The sequence below is a fragment of the Candidatus Tenderia electrophaga genome (genome assembly GCA_001447805.1).
In the GTDB taxonomy this organism is placed as follows: domain Bacteria; phylum Pseudomonadota; class Gammaproteobacteria; order Tenderiales; family Tenderiaceae; genus Tenderia; species Tenderia electrophaga.
Genome location: CP013099.1, coordinates 2,744,719 through 2,759,870, shown reverse-complemented (window position 1 = coordinate 2,759,870; position 15,152 = coordinate 2,744,719). Strand labels below are relative to the sequence as shown.

Genomic DNA, 15,152 nt, shown 5'->3' with positions numbered 1-15,152 from the left:
ATCAACATTGCGCGCCATTTCATTCAGCGTAGCCGAGTGTAGTTGAAGCTATTAAAAGGATTGAGGCTAAACGAGGTGCTTGCTGAAACTGTGATCGCCTTTGCTTTGCGACGCCGGACCTGAGGTGTTGTGAGCGCGCCTCAATCGCCACACAGAATGACTGAAATTGTCGGGTATTTTTACAATTATTAGTTGCTGCTAATCTCTGCCGAAAGCAAGATACTGATTCGATGTTAGATTTTTTTCTGGCCTAAAAAATGCAAATAGACAATCAATGGTACGGACTCGCGCATGTGCGGGGTTTGTCGCCAGCCTAAACTTTGCGTTCGTCGAAGTTATGCAGTTCAGCAGTTCGTAGTTAGAAGTTCCTAGCAGTTCAGTAGTTCGAGATAACAAAATGGTATGGGGGCTCGGGGTTTCGAGCAGTATCCTCAGCATCCCTATGATGAGTGTGTCTTCACCATACTTTGCTGAACAGGGCCAGTCACAATAACGGAACCGGCCCTGGGCGGAACACAACCGAGTTTGGTGATAATAAGAATACTCTAAGTATAATTACATGGAGGAACCAAACGATGAATAAAAGCCTTTTAGCCACTGCGATTGCGCTTGCACTGGGAATGTCCACTTCAGCCTGGGCGAATCCGACCAATAATACCAGCGACGGTTCAAACGCCATCGCCGAGTCGACGGCGGATAACGGCGCCGTTTCGTCGAATGAGAATTCAAGCTCGGTGGGAACCGATAGCTCGGCAATGGATTCGAATAACGACAATAGCAATAATAGCGATAACAGCCTGGCGGATTCGCAGAATACCGACAACACCAACAACAGCGACAACAGCACCAGCGTCGCCGATTCTCAAAACGCCGATAACAGCAACAACAGTGACAACAGCACCAGCCTGGCGGATTCGCAGAATACCGACAATACCAACAACAGCGACAACAGCACCAGCGTCGCCGATTCTCAAAACGCCGATAACAGCAACAACAGTGACAACAGCACCAGCCTGGCGGATTCGCAGAATACCGACAATACCAACAACAGCGACAACAGCACCAGCGTCGCCGATTCTCAAAACGCCGATAACAGCAACAACAGTGACAACAGCACCAGCCTGGCGGATTCGCAGAATACCGACAATACCAACAACAGCGACAACAGCACCAGCGTCGCCGATTCTCAAAACGCCGATAACAGCAACAACAGTGACAACAGCACCAGCCTGGCGGATTCGCAGAATACCGACAACACCAATAACAGTGATAACAGCAACAACAGCGATAACAGCAATAGCAGTGACAACAGCACCAACGTTGCCGACTCCCAAAACGCCGACAACAGTAACAACAGCGACAATAGCACCAGCCTGGCGGATTCGCAGAACAACAACAGCGATAACAGCAATAGCAGCGATAACAGCACCAACGTTGCCGACTCCCAAAACGCCGACAACAGCAACAACAGTGACAACAGCACCAGTCTGGCGGATTCTCAGAACACCGACAACACCAACAACAGCGATAACAGTAATAACAGTGACAACAGCACCAGCGTTGCCGACTCCCAAAACGCCGACAACAGTAACAACAGCGATAACTCAAACAGCAGTACCAATCTAGCTCAGTCACAGAACGACAATAGCGATAGCAGTGACAACAGCAACAATAGCGACAATTCAAACAACAGCACCAATCTGGCGCAGTCACAAAACGACAATAGTGACAGTAGCGACAACAGCAACAACAGTGACAATTCCAATAACAGCGATAACTCAAATAACAGTACTAACCTAGCTCAGTCGCAGAACGACAACAGCGACAACAGCGACAGCAGCAATAACAGCGACAACAGCAACAATAGTGATAACAGCAACAACAGCGATAACTCAAACAACAGCACCAACCTGGCTCAGTCGCAGAACGACAACAGCGATAACAGTGATAACAGCAACAATAGCGACAACTCAGACAGCAGCAACAACAGTACTAACCTGGCCGATTCGCAGAACAGCGATAGCAGCGACAACAGCACTAATATGGCTGATTCACAGAACGATAACAGCAATAACTCCGACAACAGCATAAACATCGGAGATATCGATCTGGATGTCGCCTTGGCGCAAAGTGAATTGTCAGCCACGGTGAGCGGTAACAGCGTTGATATGGGTAACGGTGACTATACCTATCGGGTGAACAACACCATTGATAATGGGTCATTCGCCAATACTAATGGCATCAACCAGTCGGCCCAAAACAACGGTCACAATAGCCTGATTCAGCAAAACTTCACCGTTCAGGCAAACGTCAACGGCGCCGGAAACACAAACTAACCACTTTGGTTTTCGGTTGGTTGAAACTTGATAAGCTGTGATGTGGCCGGCGGAGGGGATCCCTCCGCCGGCACCATCAAAACAAGTGGAGACGGCTGTCGTGTTTGGCTGTTGAGGAGGTGTTGAAATGCGCGGACCCTATGGTGTCTCGTTGCTGGTGTTGATGTGTTTGAGTGGCTCGGCGGACTTGATAGCCGATGAAACGCTGGCCGAACCTTTGTCCCATGCCACTGCTGTGCCTCTGACCGAGCTGGAGTCTACTCGGGGACAGGGGGGAGGGGGCGGCTTTTTGCAGCTGAATGACATGGATTTGGATGCCAATCTGAACAACAATTTCATCCAATCCAGCACCAGCGGCAATAACGCCATCAGTCACGGGGCGTTTTCAGATAGCAGCGGCTTTGCCACTGTGATACAGAATTCCGGTAATCATGTGATTATCCAAAATGCGACCATTGTTAATCTCAAGCTGGGTGAGTAACAGGGCTGCGTCGAGGATGAACGGCCGTCGCGATGACGCGTCGCCGCTCGTTTGTCGAAAAATATTACACTACGCGCTTTTTGCCTTGATTGGCCTGCCCGCAGCGGCTGCGGCTGCATTTATGCAGTTTGATGCCGGCCCCGCGGATGTGGTGGTCAAGGTGACGGCGTTTTCTGAGGCGCGTTTTTTGACCACTGTTCGACAGCGGCACGATTTTAGTTGCGGCTCCGCTGCCGTGGCCACGCTGCTGACTTATCACTATGAATATCCAGTGAGTGAAACCGAAGCGTTTACCCTCATGTACAACTCCGGCGATCAGGCACTGATCCGGCGCGCCGGATTTTCCCTGCTGGATATCAAGCGGTTTTTGGAGACGGAAGGTTTTGAGTCAGATGGCTTTCGATTTCCGCTCGAAACCCTGAAAAAGATCGGCGTGCCGGCCATCGTGCTGGTCAATGACGATGGCTATAAACACTTTATCGTTATCAAGGGCGTAGACGAGACTCATGTGCTGGTGGGTGACCCGGCCAAGGGGACACGTTACCTGGCGCGCGATGAGTTTGAGGACATGTGGAACGGGATCGTGTTTTTGATTCGTACCAATAAGAATGTCGGGCAGCGCAATTTTCATATCCAAGATCGCTATGGAATCATTGCCAGGGCACCGGTTGAATCGATTATCAGCCGTGATGGTTTGTCCACCGTGCTGGCGCCCTATACAAGTCATTTGGAGTTTTAGCGTGAACAATGCCACCCAACAAGCTGCTGGATGCATTGCCCTGGATAACGTGAAATTTCCATGCGTTTGCGCGATTGTTCTATTGATGTTTACGATGATGTGTTCTGGACTTGCGCGCGCCGCCGAAAATCTTCCAGGCGGTGGTCTGCATGAGTACGCTGTTTTGTCCGATGACACGCTGGATACATTGAGAGGTGGGTTTGTCACCTCCAACGGGCTGGAAATCGATGTGGGTATTGAGCGCTTGGTATATCTCAACGATACCTTGCAGTCCTCCTTTGCGATGAACCTTTCTCACATCAATCGCGAGGCATTGGCGGCACAGGTAGGTCCGCAGTTTGAGCCCTATATGCAGCAGATCAATGGCGGGCAGGGCGCGTTCGCGCTGCAGGCCTCGGGAATGCTGAATATTATTCAAAATTCGCTTGATGGGCAGAAGATCGGTCATATCACCGGTCTCGATATTGATGTAAAGAATTTCAGGGATCTAAGGATTCCTGATTTGGGGAGGATGGTGGATTTCGAAGTTACACGTTCGCTGAGCTCCATTCGTTAGCAATAAATAAGGCATTACCGGGAGAATGATTATGAAGGTCAAACAATTGATGGTTTTGTGTTCCGCTGTTGCGTTTTCGCTCGGCGCAAATGCTGTGCTCGCCGAAGGCGACGCGCCCCGGGAGCACAATCCCGCATCCAGTGACTTGCAGTCCCTGAATCAACAAATATCCAGTCTCAGCACTCAGATTGTCGATCGGCAGCAGGGATTGGAAAGCGATTTGCAAAAGCTCATGGATCAGCGCCGCGCCCTGCTTGACCTGGAAAACAGAGTGACACAAATGATTTCTGAGCAGGAAGACAAGTTGATCTCACAGCGAATTGCCATTCAAGAAGCTGAAAAGCAGCTCGACAGGCAAAAAGAAAGATACCTTGAACAGCATCGACGTCTCGACGATCTCAGAGCCTCGTTGGAAAGCGAGTCCGATAAACAAAGTTTTGCCAGCGCGCAATGATCGCTGCATGCGGATTGCAGCCACCAGGTGTTGTCCGGGTGCGGCGCCCGATACGGGCGACCCATGTGGTGAGTTGTGCGCTAGCGCCAAGATTGCGCTGATAAATCTCTGGTCGGAATAAGGGGCGTGAGGTCTAAGTAAACCGAGGATCTGTAGCCCACCGCCAGGGAATATAACTACTATAATAATGTGGGGATGAGCATTGATTAAGTCCTTCGCTTGCGTATGCGTTTCGTTATTTCTGGTTATGGTCCTCCCCGGCGGGAATGTCTATGGTCAACAAGGCGGTGAAGGCGGCGTCGAGTCCATCGAACAGCAGCAGGGTGAGATCAAGAAGGAGATCGAGGCACTTACGGGAAAACGCAAACAGCTTGAACAACAGGAAAAGGAGCTGGCGCGTACGCTCAAGGAACAGGCCGAACGGCTGACCGATCAACGGGATGCCATGGAGGAACAGGCGCGTTTGATTCGCCAGCAGAAAGAATTGTTGGAGCAGCAGCGTCGTAAGATCGAAGGGCTGAAGGTTCAGATGGAAGATTTGGCGCTGCCTCCGGTCGATGACGAAGAGGCGCAACCCCGTGCACCCGCCGCCGCACAGCCGCAGTCGCAACCCCGTCACCAGCGCAGCGCCTCCCAGCCGGATAACCAGGGCCCGGTGGGGCAGGCCCCACCTCCCAGGCCCAACCGTCCCCTGCAACCGGTGGATGTCATCGAGAGTCAGGGTGTGCTGACACATAAGGGCACCCTAATCGTGGAACCGTCTTTGCATTATTCCTACTCCAGCGTGACCCGCGTGGCGCTGGAAGGCTTCACTATCATCCCCGCCATTACCATCGGTGCCATCGATGTGCGCGAGGTGGACCGAAATACACTGATGGCCGCCTTGGCGCTGCGCTACGGCATCACCAATCATTTGGAAGTGGGTATCAAGATTCCCTACGTGCGTCGCGACGACACCACGGTCACTCGACCGTTGGCGGTGGCGGCGGAGGAGGATACGCTGACGCAGGCCGACGGCAGCGGCCTGGGGGATGTTGAGATGACACTCAACTACATGTTTAACCGGGGCAGGGGGAGCGGGCCCTATTATGTGGGTAGCCTGCGCGTGAAGTCGCGTTCCGGCAGCGATCCGTTTGAAACTGAGGTCGATCCCGATACCGGTCTGCAGACCACCCTGCCGACGGGCACGGGCTTTGTGAGTGTGCAACCGGGGCTGAGTATCAGCGTGCCTTCAGACCCGGCGGTGTTTTACGGCAGCATCAGCTATTTGCGTAACATCGGTCGTGAAATCAATCCGTCCATCGGGCGAATCGAACCTGGCGATGCAACGGGGATCAGCTTCGGCATGGCCTTCGCTATCAATCCGCGCGCCTCATTCAGCCTGGGCTACAGTCACAATTCCGTTGGTGCCACCAAGCAAAACGGGGATACCTTGCCCGGCTCGGATCGCCTTGAGGTGGGGACTCTGTTAATGGGCTTGTCTCATCGTGTCGGTAAAACTCGTAATCTCAATATTGCCCTGGGGGCGGGCCTGACCGAAGATGCCCCCGATGTCCAGATATCGTTTCGACTGCCTATCGCCTTTTCGCTTGTGGGCGGGATGTAATCTGCGCGTCACGCGTGCCCGCTTTGTCAGGATCGTTGTCACGCCGTCGGCGAGGGGCCGGTTTGAAGACGATTGACCACATCCCAGACGCCGGGCACTGCCCAAGTGTCGCGAACCACCATGCGGCGTGCTTCGTCGCAGGGCAACAACCCGTCCAATTCGACGATGCCGGCGGCACTGCCCAGGCGGACCTGGCCGGCATCCACCAGCGGATCCTTGTCCAGCACAATGCGGATTGCGTCGGTGAGCAGGTTGTCGGAATCGGGTTGATCGGGGGCCACGGCCAGTCGGTTGTCGACACGGCGGCAGCCGGGGATCCACCAACACAGCACTTCGGCCAAGCGGCGATGGCTCAGTGAGCCGGTGACCCCGCTCAGGGTGACGACGCCGTCTTCTACGATAACGTCGATGTTGCCTTCGCTGTCCGGCGGCTGTTGCCAGGGTTCAACCCCGCCGGGGCCGACCCGGCTGATGGCCGTGCGGGCGAAGACCGGTTCTGCGCCGAGTTGGCGGCAGATGTGCTGTGCCAATTCGGCGTCGGCGACCTGTTCGGTGGCCACACATAAGCGATCCTCGACGTCCACCTCATCGCCTGCCAGTGTGCGGCTCAAGTTCGCCGCCAGTCGTTTCTCCGCGATGTTGTCTACCTCACCTGCCAGGACAATGCCCCGGTCATTGGCGCAAATACGCAGGCGTGACTGGGAAGGGTTGAAGCGGACGTCCTGCTCCAGGGCCGCCTCGATCTGTTTGATGAGCTGCTTGTGCATCTCCTGCGCCATGATGATCACCTGAACTGGATGGATGAAAGACACGCTTGGCAAGGTGTATGAACTCTATCAGTGCAATTCTAAATTTTATGGGATTGCACCTGGGTCTCAGATTAATCAATTGGGCGTTGCGGAATCATTGAAATTTGTCAATATCGTGGCTGTCCCCTCCTGATATAAATGGGGCGAACGCCGTTTAATGCGCGGCGTCAATGCACAGACGGAGGGAATTGATGGGCGATGAGAGGCGCGATTCCGAGTACCCGGATCGCAACCCGACACCGGGTAGTCGAATGTCGGTCTGGGTCTGGCTGTTCGTGGCGGGCCTGGTGGCGCTGTTGTGGCTTAATCTCGATGCCGGGCCAAAAGCAAAAGCGATCGCCTACACCGACTTCAAGCAAGCGGTGAAAAACGATGAAATCGCGCAAGTCACGTTTCAGGGCCAGCAGCTGCGCGGGCGTTATGCAGAGGATGAGGGCGCGGAGGGTCGGCAAGCGGACAGGCAATTCATGACCACCCTGCCGCCGGTGGATGATCCTGAACTCTTGTCTTTGCTCGAGCAGCACGAGGTGCAGATTCAGGCCAAAAGCACAGAGCCCGCCTGGTGGATGCCCCTGCTGGTCGGCGTGTTGCCCTGGGTGCTGATTTTCTTGCTCATCTTTCTTGGCGTACGCAAGATGCAGGAGCGTATGGCAAAAAATGGCCAGGCGGGTGGCATGTTCGGCTTCGGAAAATCCAAGGCCAAGCGGTTCCGCCGTGCCATGACCGGGGTGAGCTTCGACGATGTGGCAGGACTGGAAAACGCCAAGCGCGATCTGCGCGAAATCATCGAATATCTCAAGGCGCCGCAGCGCTATACCGGGCTGGGCGCCAAGATCCCCAAGGGGATTCTGATGATGGGGCCGCCAGGTACCGGCAAGACCTTGCTGGCCAAGGCCGCGGCGGGTGAGGCCGGGGTGCCGTTCTATAGCATCAGCGGTTCGGAGTTCATCGAAATGTTTGTCGGCGTCGGTGCATCCAGAGTCAGGGACATGTTTCAAAGTGCACGCAAGGAGGCACCGGCCATCATCTTCATCGACGAGATCGATTCGGTGGGGCGTGCGCGCGGTACCGGCCTGGGTGGCGGTCATGACGAACGCGAGCAGACCCTCAATCAAATCCTGGGCGAGATGGATGGTTTCGAGCCGCATGAGGCGGTCGTGGTCTTGGCGGCCACGAATCGGCCGGATGTGCTCGATCAGGCCCTGCTGCGCCCCGGACGGTTCGACCGCAAGGTGACGCTGGAGCTGCCTCAGCGTGATGCCCGGCGCCGCATCCTGGAGGTCCATTGCCGTGATGTGCCTCTGGCTGACGATGTGGACCTGGAGTCATTGGCGGCCAAAACCGTAGGCTTTTCCGGAGCCGAGCTGGAAAACCTGGTCAACGAGGCGGCCCTGCTGGCGGGACGTGATCGATGTGATCAGGTGAATATGGCAAGGTTCGACCAGGCCCGCGACAAGCTCGTGCTGGGCGCGGAACGGGAGAGCATGATCGGCGATCAGGAAAAGGAGGTCATCGCCTATCATGAATCGGGCCATGCCCTGATGGCCTATCTCTTGCCGCAGGCCGATCCCTTGGACAAGGTCACCATCATCCCGCGCGGTCATGCCTTGGGCGCCACCGAGCAATTGCCGGAGGAGGAGCGCCATAACCTCAAGCACAGCTATTTGCTGGACCGCATCGGTGTTATGCTCGGCGGTCGGGTGGCCGAACAACTCATCATGGGCGAAGTCAGCAGTGGTGCCGAGCAGGATCTGAAGCAGGTCACGCAACTGGCGCGCCGCATGGTCAGCCAGTGGGGCATGAGTGAAACGCTGGGGCCTGTGGCCTTTCGCCGTGGCGATGAACACGTCTTTTTGGGCCGCGAGATGGCTCAGCAGCGTGATTTCAGCGAGCACACCGCGCGACTGATCGACGAGGAAGTGCAGACCCTGTTGTGCAAGGTAGAGTCACAGGCGAGAGAGTTATTGGAACAGCACCGCCCGCAACTCGAAAGGCTGGCCGAGCGTCTGCTGGAGCGGGAGACGCTGGATGCGCATGAGATTGACGTTCTGCTGCGAAACAGAGACAGTGCTGACACAGATAGCTCAAGGCGGCGGCGCAACACGTCGGTGAGTGAACATTGAGGAGTCATAAGCCATGACCGAGATTATCAAGCTGCCGGAGGACTTTATCGGTAAGGAAGACGAACGCAAGCTGGAGAGCTTCGGCGGTCATTTAGTGGGACGTGGCTATGCCACGCGTTGGCATTGGAATCGTGAAAAGGGGGTGGACGTGGCCTTCGAGATCTATCGCGGTGGCGCCAAGGAACAACTGTTGGCCTCGATACGCCGCGACCGCGACAAGGACATATTTTGCGCCGTCGACCACGCTGGCCGCAGTATAGTCGAGGGAAGCTTGGAACATGTCATGGCGGCGGTCGATGGCTTGGCCAGCACCCTGCATGAGCAGGGGCCCGCCTAAGCAGCAGCCTCCACTAGCGTTCCGCCTCTGCCAGGCCGTCCACGTTTTCAGGGAGCATCGGTGCGCGAAACTCCACCAGGGTGGTGGTATCATCGGTGCTGTCGATGCGCAGTCCCTTATCGGCACTGTCCGCCTTATGCAGGTAGAGGTGGTGCACGCTCTCGATCAATATGGAGTTTTCATCCTGACCGCTGCCCACGGTCAACATGATGTCCATGCCGTTCTCCCTTTCCGACTCCCGGATGTCCTCCAGGGGATAGTGCCGTACCAATATGCTGGCCGGCACCTGCGTAGCCTCATCGTCGGACAACTGATCAGTGCGCAAATACTTTACCGTGACCAGCCATCCCAGGTGCTCGCGCATAAACCCGTCCAGGAAATCGCGCCATTGGCCTTGCTCGATGACTTGATAACTCATATTGCGGCCCCTTTCTCTCCCATGCCTGGGTAGTTTCGCCAGCGCGCGACAATTCGGCCCCGGTAACACTACCTTTTAGACCTTCATTGATGGATGTCAATGCCGCCGCGGCGTTGCGTCCGCAACATGATTCAGCACCTGCCGCCATCACACAGGAGTTTCTATGGCCTCGCCAGACGCCCCTATCTATGTGTTGCAACACAGCCCTGTGCATCCGCCGGGCTATTTCCAGGCGGTGGCGGCGCGCCAGGGTTTTTCCCTGCGGCTGCACCCGGTCTCGCCGGCCGCGCCCCTGCCGCCGGCGGGCGAGTCCTTGGCCGGTCTCGTGCTCCTCGGCGGCCCCTATGATCTGCATCCCCAAGAAATGGCACACAGAGCGCCGTGGATGCAGCAGGAGATCGAGCTGATTCAGCGCGCGGTGGAGGCCGATATCCCGGTGCTGGGCCACGGCTTGGGTGCCGAATTGATAGCCGCGGCCCTGGATGCCAGAGTCATGCGCAATACCGTCAAGCGCATCGGTTGGTTTGAGATTCAGCCCCTGCGTGAGGAGGCGCTGGCGGCCCAATGGCTGGAGGGCGTGGCCGATTGGCTGGAGATGTTCCAATGGCATGAGCAGGCCTTCGATCTGCCGCTCAATGCCACCCGTCTGTTGCGCAGCCAGTGGAACGCCAATGAGGCCTTTGTCTTGGGGCGGACCCTGGCCCTGCAGGGTCATCTGGAGGTGGATGCCGCCATAATCAAACGTTGGCTGGCGGAATATGCCCCCGAGGTTTCTCAGCCGCGGGAGAACCCCACTGTTCATACCAAGCTGGACATCAATTGGGAGGAGATCGTACAGGGCCCCGAGGCCATTCTCTCTGACATCCAAGGGCGGCTCCAGCGCCTGCACCGTGTTGCTGACCTGCTCTACGGCCGTTGGCTGCAGTCGGTGGAGCCGGGTCGCAAACTGTGCCTTTGAGCCGGACCGTCTGTTAACGATTGACCTGGGTGATCACGTCCGGGGGCTGGGCCAGGGTGTTGTGTAGGGTACACATGGCGGCGGCGCGCTGGGCCGCTTGAAGGCGCGACTCGGGCAGCTCCGGCCAGTCGATTTCCATCTCGATGTGGTCGATGCGAAAGGGCTGTTCGGCATAGCGCCACTGCATGTGCACCGCCAGCTTATCGGCCTTGACCTCGATCTGTTCGGCGTAACTGGCCAGCACCGAATAGGTGCACAGGGCCAGGGAGGTAGCGAACATTTGCAGGGCGCTGTAATGCGCCTCGGGATCATTGGATTCGATGTTGATCCCGGGCTGAGTAAAGTCGGAGATGTCCAGGTCTTCCGCACTGTTCATGACGATATGCATGGGCCTATGCTCCTTCCTGCTGTATGGGCTCGCCATCGACATAGATGGCATCGACGTGCTCGCCGTAAAAGGCGAGCAGGGTGGCGATGTCATGGACCTCGCCGGTGGGATAGCGGTAATACCAGGCGATGTTCTCGGCACGCCGACCATCCACGCACACCGAGTAATAACCGGCTTCGCCCTTGTAGGGACAGCGCGTCGCATGCGGGCTCGGTTCCAGCAGTGCCATGTTCACATCCAGCTTGGGAATGTAGTAGCGGACTGGCAGGCCGGTCTCGAACAGCAGTACCGGGTGGTGGGTCTCGGCCACTGTTTCCCCCAATACCACGACGCGGACATGGCGACTGCTGTGCAGGGTATCCACCCGCACGCGCGGGTCCCGCGCATGAACAAAGACCTCCTCGTCCTCCTCGAACCAGGCATCCATGGCAGACCAGTCCAAGGTGAGGTGGCCGTTCAACTCGGGCGGGTGCTTGCCTCCCGCCATTAGTTGCCAGGCGCATTCGGCCCCCTTCTTCTGATGCCGGTAACGCAGCGTGCCGTTTTCCTCGCTGTCAGCGGTGAGACAGTCCATGGCTACGTCGGTCTCGGGAAAATAATAGAAGGCCGGGCGACCGTCCTGACGCAACAGCATGGCCCGGCGGCTGTCCACCATCTTGCGTCCGCCGGCGTAGGCGCGGATCCACTTGGGGCTGGGCAACCATTCGGCGGCTGGGGGAATGTCGCGGGGTGGGCGCATGATTTGGCTCCTGCGATGTCGTGTATGGATTTATTCAGCATACCCCCGTCGTGGCCCCGCGTTGTTGAAAAAAATCAATGCATAAATGTGATCCCCGACTAGGCTGAGGGGTGAGCTTCATACAACGGGGAAGGGCAATGCAGATCTGGCTCAGACGCGCCTATGAACCACCCGGGGCCCACGACGGCACCCGGGTGCTGGTGGATCGCTTATGGCCGCGCGGCGTGTCCAAACAGCAGGCCGCCATCGACCACTGGTTCAAGGACCTGGCGCCAACGCAGGCGTTGCGTGGTTGGTATGGCCATGACCTCGAGCGCTGGCCGCAGTTTCAGGCGCGTTACCGCGACGAGCTGGAGAAACGACGGGACCAGGTGGGCGAGTTGTGCAAGTTGGTCGACCAAGGGCGTGTCACCCTGGTCTATGCCGCCCGCGACGAAGAGCACAGTAATGCTCGGGTGCTCAAAGACTATCTCGAACAGCGCTGCTGAGCGGGGGGAGGGAGCGATGCACACAGCTATGTCCCACGGCGCGCTGAACGATCCCATCGCCGAACACATCTGGCGCAGCAAGTATCCGTGACGTATCCAACCACAGCTGCATGACCAGACCATTGAGGATACCTGGCGCCGGGTGGCCCGCAGTCCGCCCGGATCGAAGATGATAGCTCGGATTGGGAAGCGCGTTTCTACGCCGGCCCGTGCTCTGTGGGAAAAGATTATGCGTGCCACCTATGATCATGCCGAGCCGGGCCTGCTATTCGTGGATCCGTTTTTTTTGCGATGTGGAACGGGAAGGGGCGTGATTACGGCGCCATGAATAGGACGGCGACGGCCACCAGATAGATGACCAGCACCAGAAAGCTCTCGAAGCCGATATTGGCGATGCCGCGCTTTTCCCGTCGCAACAGACCCAGCACCAGCACGGCGGTCATCACCTGGGCAATGGCGATGACGAAGAGTTGGCGATCACTGATGGCGTGGTAGATCGAGCCGCCGCGATAGCTGACGTCGGCGAAGGCCAGGAACAAGACATCGAAACTGTTGCCGCCAATGATGTTGCCCACCGCCAGGGTCAGGGCACGTTGCCGGACTGCCGCCAGTGCCGTCACCAGCTCCGGCAGGGACGTGGCCACCGCCGTGAACAGGGCGCCGACCACGGTCTGGGACAGGCCGCTGCGATCGCTGATGCTCATGCCGGTCTCGGCCACGGTATAGCCAGCCGCGCCCACAATCAGCATCAGGAGGATAAAGCGCAACCACAGCGTGACGACGGCTGCGCCGGTGATGGCCTGGGCGTCGGATTCGGGCACGTCTACGCGGGTCTCGGCGGTGTGTTTGGGTTGCCACAGGGGAGCGGCGCGTGCCTGAGACACCTGGCGCAGGCCGAAGATATAGACCACCACCAGCAACAGCGACAGCGGATGGATCTGCCACACAGTCAGGGACGGTATGCTCATGGCGGTCAACGGCAAGGCCAGCATGAGCATGAGCAAGCCGCCCTGCATCAGATTCTCGACGGAAGCGGCGGCGTGTTCCAGGTTGATGTTGCGATAGGTGATATCCGCCAAGGCCAAAAAGGCGGTCTGGGCCGCGATGCCGCCGATGGAGTTGCTGACCGCCAGTTCCGGATAGCCTTGATAGGCGCTGACGATGGAGGTGATGCTGCCCGACAGTGAGGTGGTGATACCGAGGAAGACGGCGCCGAAGATGGCCTCGCCAAGGCCGGTGACATCGGCGAGTCGATCGGCCAGGCGGGTCATGCGTACCCCGGCGACGCCAATGACGCAAGTGGCCAGGATGAACAGCCCGATTACCGCCCAAAATGGCCAGTCGGCGATACTCATCTCCTAGGTTCGGCCTTCCGCGCGCCCTTGCTGAAAGATGACTCAGATCAGGGCGGCACGGTGTTGTGCTGCGAGGGTGGTTTGCGGGTAAGCCAGCGCGCCACCAAAAATGCCGGCACAAAAACCAAGATCAGAAAGGTCAGTGTCGTCATCACGTCGCCGAACAGGCGCGTCAAGTTCAGTGCCTCCACCAACCAGGCCAGTAAGGCATAGAGCGCGGAGGAGGCGATGATGAAGCTGAACAGAAAGATGAGATAGGCGGCCAAGAACTTCTGGTCGGGATGACGAATGCGGTGGACATAGGGCACCACCGCGATGAGCACCACGATCCATATCATCATGCCGGTAGAATAGTCGAACATATTGTTTCCTTATGATCATTTTTCTAATGTCTAGGGTAACTATTACAGGCTTGAGTACAGGGGGCATTGAAAAAGATCAATGACGACCCCCGCGGGGAGAGACGACCATGGCGATATTGTCCAACATGGAAGCGCACTCTTGACCACACCCACCGTTACCCGACTGGCGCCCAGCTATGAGGCGGAGGTGCCCCTAGAGGGACTCTATCTGCAACACGCCCTACACCGCAGCGAGTTGCAACAGCGGCCCCTGGTGTACAGTAATTTCATCGCCAGTCTGGATGGCCGCATCGCGGTGGCCCACCCGGAGACTGGCGAGATCGGTGTTCCCGATGCCATCACCAATCGGCGTGACTGGCGCCTTTACCAGGAGCTGGCCGCCCAGGCCGACATCCTGGTGTCCAGTGCCCGCTATGTGCGCGATCTTTCCGCCGGCAAGGCGCAGGACAGCCTGCCGGTGAGCGATGATCCGGCCTATGACGACCTGCGCGCCTGGCGTCGACAACAGGGCATGGCCCCGCAGCCGGCGGTGGTAATTCTGAGTGCCAGCTTGAACCTGCCCATTCAGGCCCTCTGCGAAAAACTGGATCGACCGGTGTATGTGGCCACCGGTGCCCAGGCCGACGCCGGTCGGGTGCGGGACATCGAGGCCTGCGGCGCACGCGTGCTGCGCGTGGGCGAGGGTAAGGGGGTGGACGGCGAAATGTTGGTGACGGCATTGGCCGCCGAAGGCTTCTGCAGTATCTATTCGGTGGCGGGGCCGGGGGTACTGGAAACCCTGCTTAAGGCCGGCGCGGTCAACCGACTCTATCTGACTCAGGTGCATCGCCTGCTCGGCGGCGCGTCCTATGACACCCTGCTGGAAGGCGGCTATCTCCGGCCGCCGGCCGACTTCACCCTCAAGGCACTTTACTACGATCGTGGTCTGACAAAGGGCTGCGGTCAGTTCTTCAGTGTCTACGATGCCGCGGGACTGGAGCGCGGTTGTTGACGCCGCATTAGA

The 15,152-nt window shown here is 57.5% G+C and carries 17 protein-coding genes; 11 read left to right on the top strand and 6 right to left on the bottom strand.

What is annotated here, in order from left to right; translation table 11 throughout:
- Nucleotides 1-755 precede the first annotated feature (755 nt).
- The 6 genes from Tel_12650 to Tel_12625 all read left to right on the top strand — a co-directional run bounded on the left by Tel_12650 (nt 756) and on the right by Tel_12625 (nt 6,172).
- Complete coding sequence (locus tag Tel_12650; protein ID ALP53915.1) at nt 756-2,336, top strand: hypothetical protein; 1,581 nt, start codon at nt 756-758, stop codon at nt 2,334-2,336.
- A 127-nt stretch (nt 2,337-2,463) separates the two neighbouring features.
- A complete protein-coding gene (locus Tel_12645; GenBank protein ID ALP53914.1) occupies nt 2,464-2,817 on the top strand; it encodes a hypothetical protein in 354 nt (117 codons plus the stop codon).
- Nucleotides 2,818-2,878: 61 nt separating this feature from the next.
- Nucleotides 2,879-3,556, top strand: a complete 678-nt coding sequence (locus Tel_12640; protein ID ALP54865.1) for a hypothetical protein — start codon at nt 2,879-2,881, stop codon at nt 3,554-3,556.
- 1 nt (nt 3,557) lies between these two features.
- A complete protein-coding gene (locus Tel_12635) occupies nt 3,558-4,112 on the top strand; it encodes a hypothetical protein (protein ALP53913.1) in 555 nt (184 codons plus the stop codon).
- A 25-nt stretch (nt 4,113-4,137) separates the two neighbouring features.
- On the top strand, nt 4,138-4,566 hold the full coding sequence (locus Tel_12630; protein ALP53912.1) for a hypothetical protein: 429 nt from the start codon (nt 4,138-4,140) through the stop codon (nt 4,564-4,566).
- Between the two features lie 247 nt (nt 4,567-4,813).
- Nucleotides 4,814-6,172, top strand: coding sequence for a hypothetical protein (locus Tel_12625; GenBank protein ALP53911.1), 1,359 nt, complete (start codon nt 4,814-4,816; stop codon nt 6,170-6,172).
- A 38-nt stretch (nt 6,173-6,210) separates the two neighbouring features.
- Here the strand turns inward: Tel_12625 and Tel_12620 are convergent, their stop codons facing one another.
- On the bottom strand, nt 6,211-6,960 hold the full coding sequence (locus tag Tel_12620; GenBank protein ID ALP53910.1) for a hypothetical protein: 750 nt from the start codon (nt 6,958-6,960) through the stop codon (nt 6,211-6,213).
- 212 nt (nt 6,961-7,172) lie between these two features.
- Here Tel_12620 and Tel_12615 point away from each other — a divergent pair, with 212 nt between their 5' ends.
- Nucleotides 7,173-9,104 carry a cell division protein FtsH gene (locus tag Tel_12615; protein ID ALP53909.1) on the top strand — a complete coding sequence of 644 codons (1,932 nt, stop codon included), beginning with the start codon at nt 7,173-7,175 and terminating at the stop codon, nt 9,102-9,104.
- A gap of 13 nt (nt 9,105-9,117) precedes the next feature.
- A complete protein-coding gene (locus Tel_12610) occupies nt 9,118-9,441 on the top strand; it encodes a hypothetical protein (GenBank protein ID ALP53908.1) in 324 nt (107 codons plus the stop codon).
- A gap of 13 nt (nt 9,442-9,454) precedes the next feature.
- On the opposite strand, the gene Tel_12605 is transcribed toward Tel_12610, so the two are convergent.
- Nucleotides 9,455-9,859 (bottom strand): hypothetical protein, encoded by a 405-nt coding sequence (locus Tel_12605; protein ALP53907.1) that lies wholly within the window; start codon nt 9,857-9,859, stop codon nt 9,455-9,457.
- A gap of 163 nt (nt 9,860-10,022) precedes the next feature.
- Between Tel_12605 and Tel_12600 the strand changes: the two genes are divergently transcribed.
- Nucleotides 10,023-10,817, top strand: a complete 795-nt coding sequence (locus tag Tel_12600) for a hypothetical protein (GenBank protein ID ALP53906.1) — start codon at nt 10,023-10,025, stop codon at nt 10,815-10,817.
- Between the two features lie 13 nt (nt 10,818-10,830).
- Here Tel_12600 and Tel_12595 read toward each other — a convergent pair whose 3' ends face one another.
- Together Tel_12595 and Tel_12590 are read right to left on the bottom strand one after the other, a co-directional pair.
- Complete coding sequence (locus Tel_12595) at nt 10,831-11,205, bottom strand: hypothetical protein (protein ID ALP53905.1); 375 nt, start codon at nt 11,203-11,205, stop codon at nt 10,831-10,833.
- Between the two features lie 4 nt (nt 11,206-11,209).
- Nucleotides 11,210-11,944: a hypothetical protein gene (locus tag Tel_12590; GenBank protein ALP53904.1), complete on the bottom strand. Its 735-nt coding sequence runs from the start codon at nt 11,942-11,944 to the stop codon at nt 11,210-11,212.
- A 137-nt stretch (nt 11,945-12,081) separates the two neighbouring features.
- On the opposite strand from Tel_12590, the gene Tel_12585 reads away from it, so the two are divergent.
- Nucleotides 12,082-12,432, top strand: a complete 351-nt coding sequence (locus Tel_12585) for a hypothetical protein (GenBank protein ID ALP53903.1) — start codon at nt 12,082-12,084, stop codon at nt 12,430-12,432.
- 314 nt (nt 12,433-12,746) lie between these two features.
- On the opposite strand, the gene Tel_12580 is transcribed toward Tel_12585, so the two are convergent.
- Nucleotides 12,747-13,787, bottom strand: a complete 1,041-nt coding sequence (locus Tel_12580; GenBank protein ALP53902.1) for a cation transporter — start codon at nt 13,785-13,787, stop codon at nt 12,747-12,749.
- Between the two features lie 47 nt (nt 13,788-13,834).
- Nucleotides 13,835-14,149, bottom strand: a complete 315-nt coding sequence (locus Tel_12575; protein ID ALP53901.1) for a hypothetical protein — start codon at nt 14,147-14,149, stop codon at nt 13,835-13,837.
- A 139-nt stretch (nt 14,150-14,288) separates the two neighbouring features.
- Between Tel_12575 and Tel_12570 the strand changes: the two genes are divergently transcribed.
- Complete coding sequence (locus tag Tel_12570) at nt 14,289-15,140, top strand: hypothetical protein (GenBank protein ALP53900.1); 852 nt, start codon at nt 14,289-14,291, stop codon at nt 15,138-15,140.
- The last annotated feature ends 12 nt before the right edge of the window (nt 15,141-15,152 follow it).

Coding starts and splice junctions, on each gene's coding strand:
- Tel_12600 (ALP53906.1), top strand. CDS start 10,023: ATGGCCTCGCCAGACGCCCCTATCTATGTGTTGCAACACAGCCCTGTG.
- Tel_12645 (ALP53914.1), top strand. CDS start 2,464: ATGCGCGGACCCTATGGTGTCTCGTTGCTGGTGTTGATGTGTTTGAGT.
- Tel_12610 (ALP53908.1), top strand. CDS start 9,118: ATGACCGAGATTATCAAGCTGCCGGAGGACTTTATCGGTAAGGAAGAC.
- Tel_12575 (ALP53901.1), bottom strand. CDS start 14,149: ATGTTCGACTATTCTACCGGCATGATGATATGGATCGTGGTGCTCATC.
- Tel_12580 (ALP53902.1), bottom strand. CDS start 13,787: ATGAGTATCGCCGACTGGCCATTTTGGGCGGTAATCGGGCTGTTCATC.
- Tel_12615 (ALP53909.1), top strand. CDS start 7,173: ATGGGCGATGAGAGGCGCGATTCCGAGTACCCGGATCGCAACCCGACA.
- Tel_12590 (ALP53904.1), bottom strand. CDS start 11,944: ATGCGCCCACCCCGCGACATTCCCCCAGCCGCCGAATGGTTGCCCAGC.
- Tel_12625 (ALP53911.1), top strand. CDS start 4,814: ATGGTCCTCCCCGGCGGGAATGTCTATGGTCAACAAGGCGGTGAAGGC.
- Tel_12605 (ALP53907.1), bottom strand. CDS start 9,859: ATGAGTTATCAAGTCATCGAGCAAGGCCAATGGCGCGATTTCCTGGAC.
- Tel_12585 (ALP53903.1), top strand. CDS start 12,082: ATGCAGATCTGGCTCAGACGCGCCTATGAACCACCCGGGGCCCACGAC.
- Tel_12630 (ALP53912.1), top strand. CDS start 4,138: ATGATTATGAAGGTCAAACAATTGATGGTTTTGTGTTCCGCTGTTGCG.
- Tel_12650 (ALP53915.1), top strand. CDS start 756: ATGGATTCGAATAACGACAATAGCAATAATAGCGATAACAGCCTGGCG.
- Tel_12595 (ALP53905.1), bottom strand. CDS start 11,205: ATGCATATCGTCATGAACAGTGCGGAAGACCTGGACATCTCCGACTTT.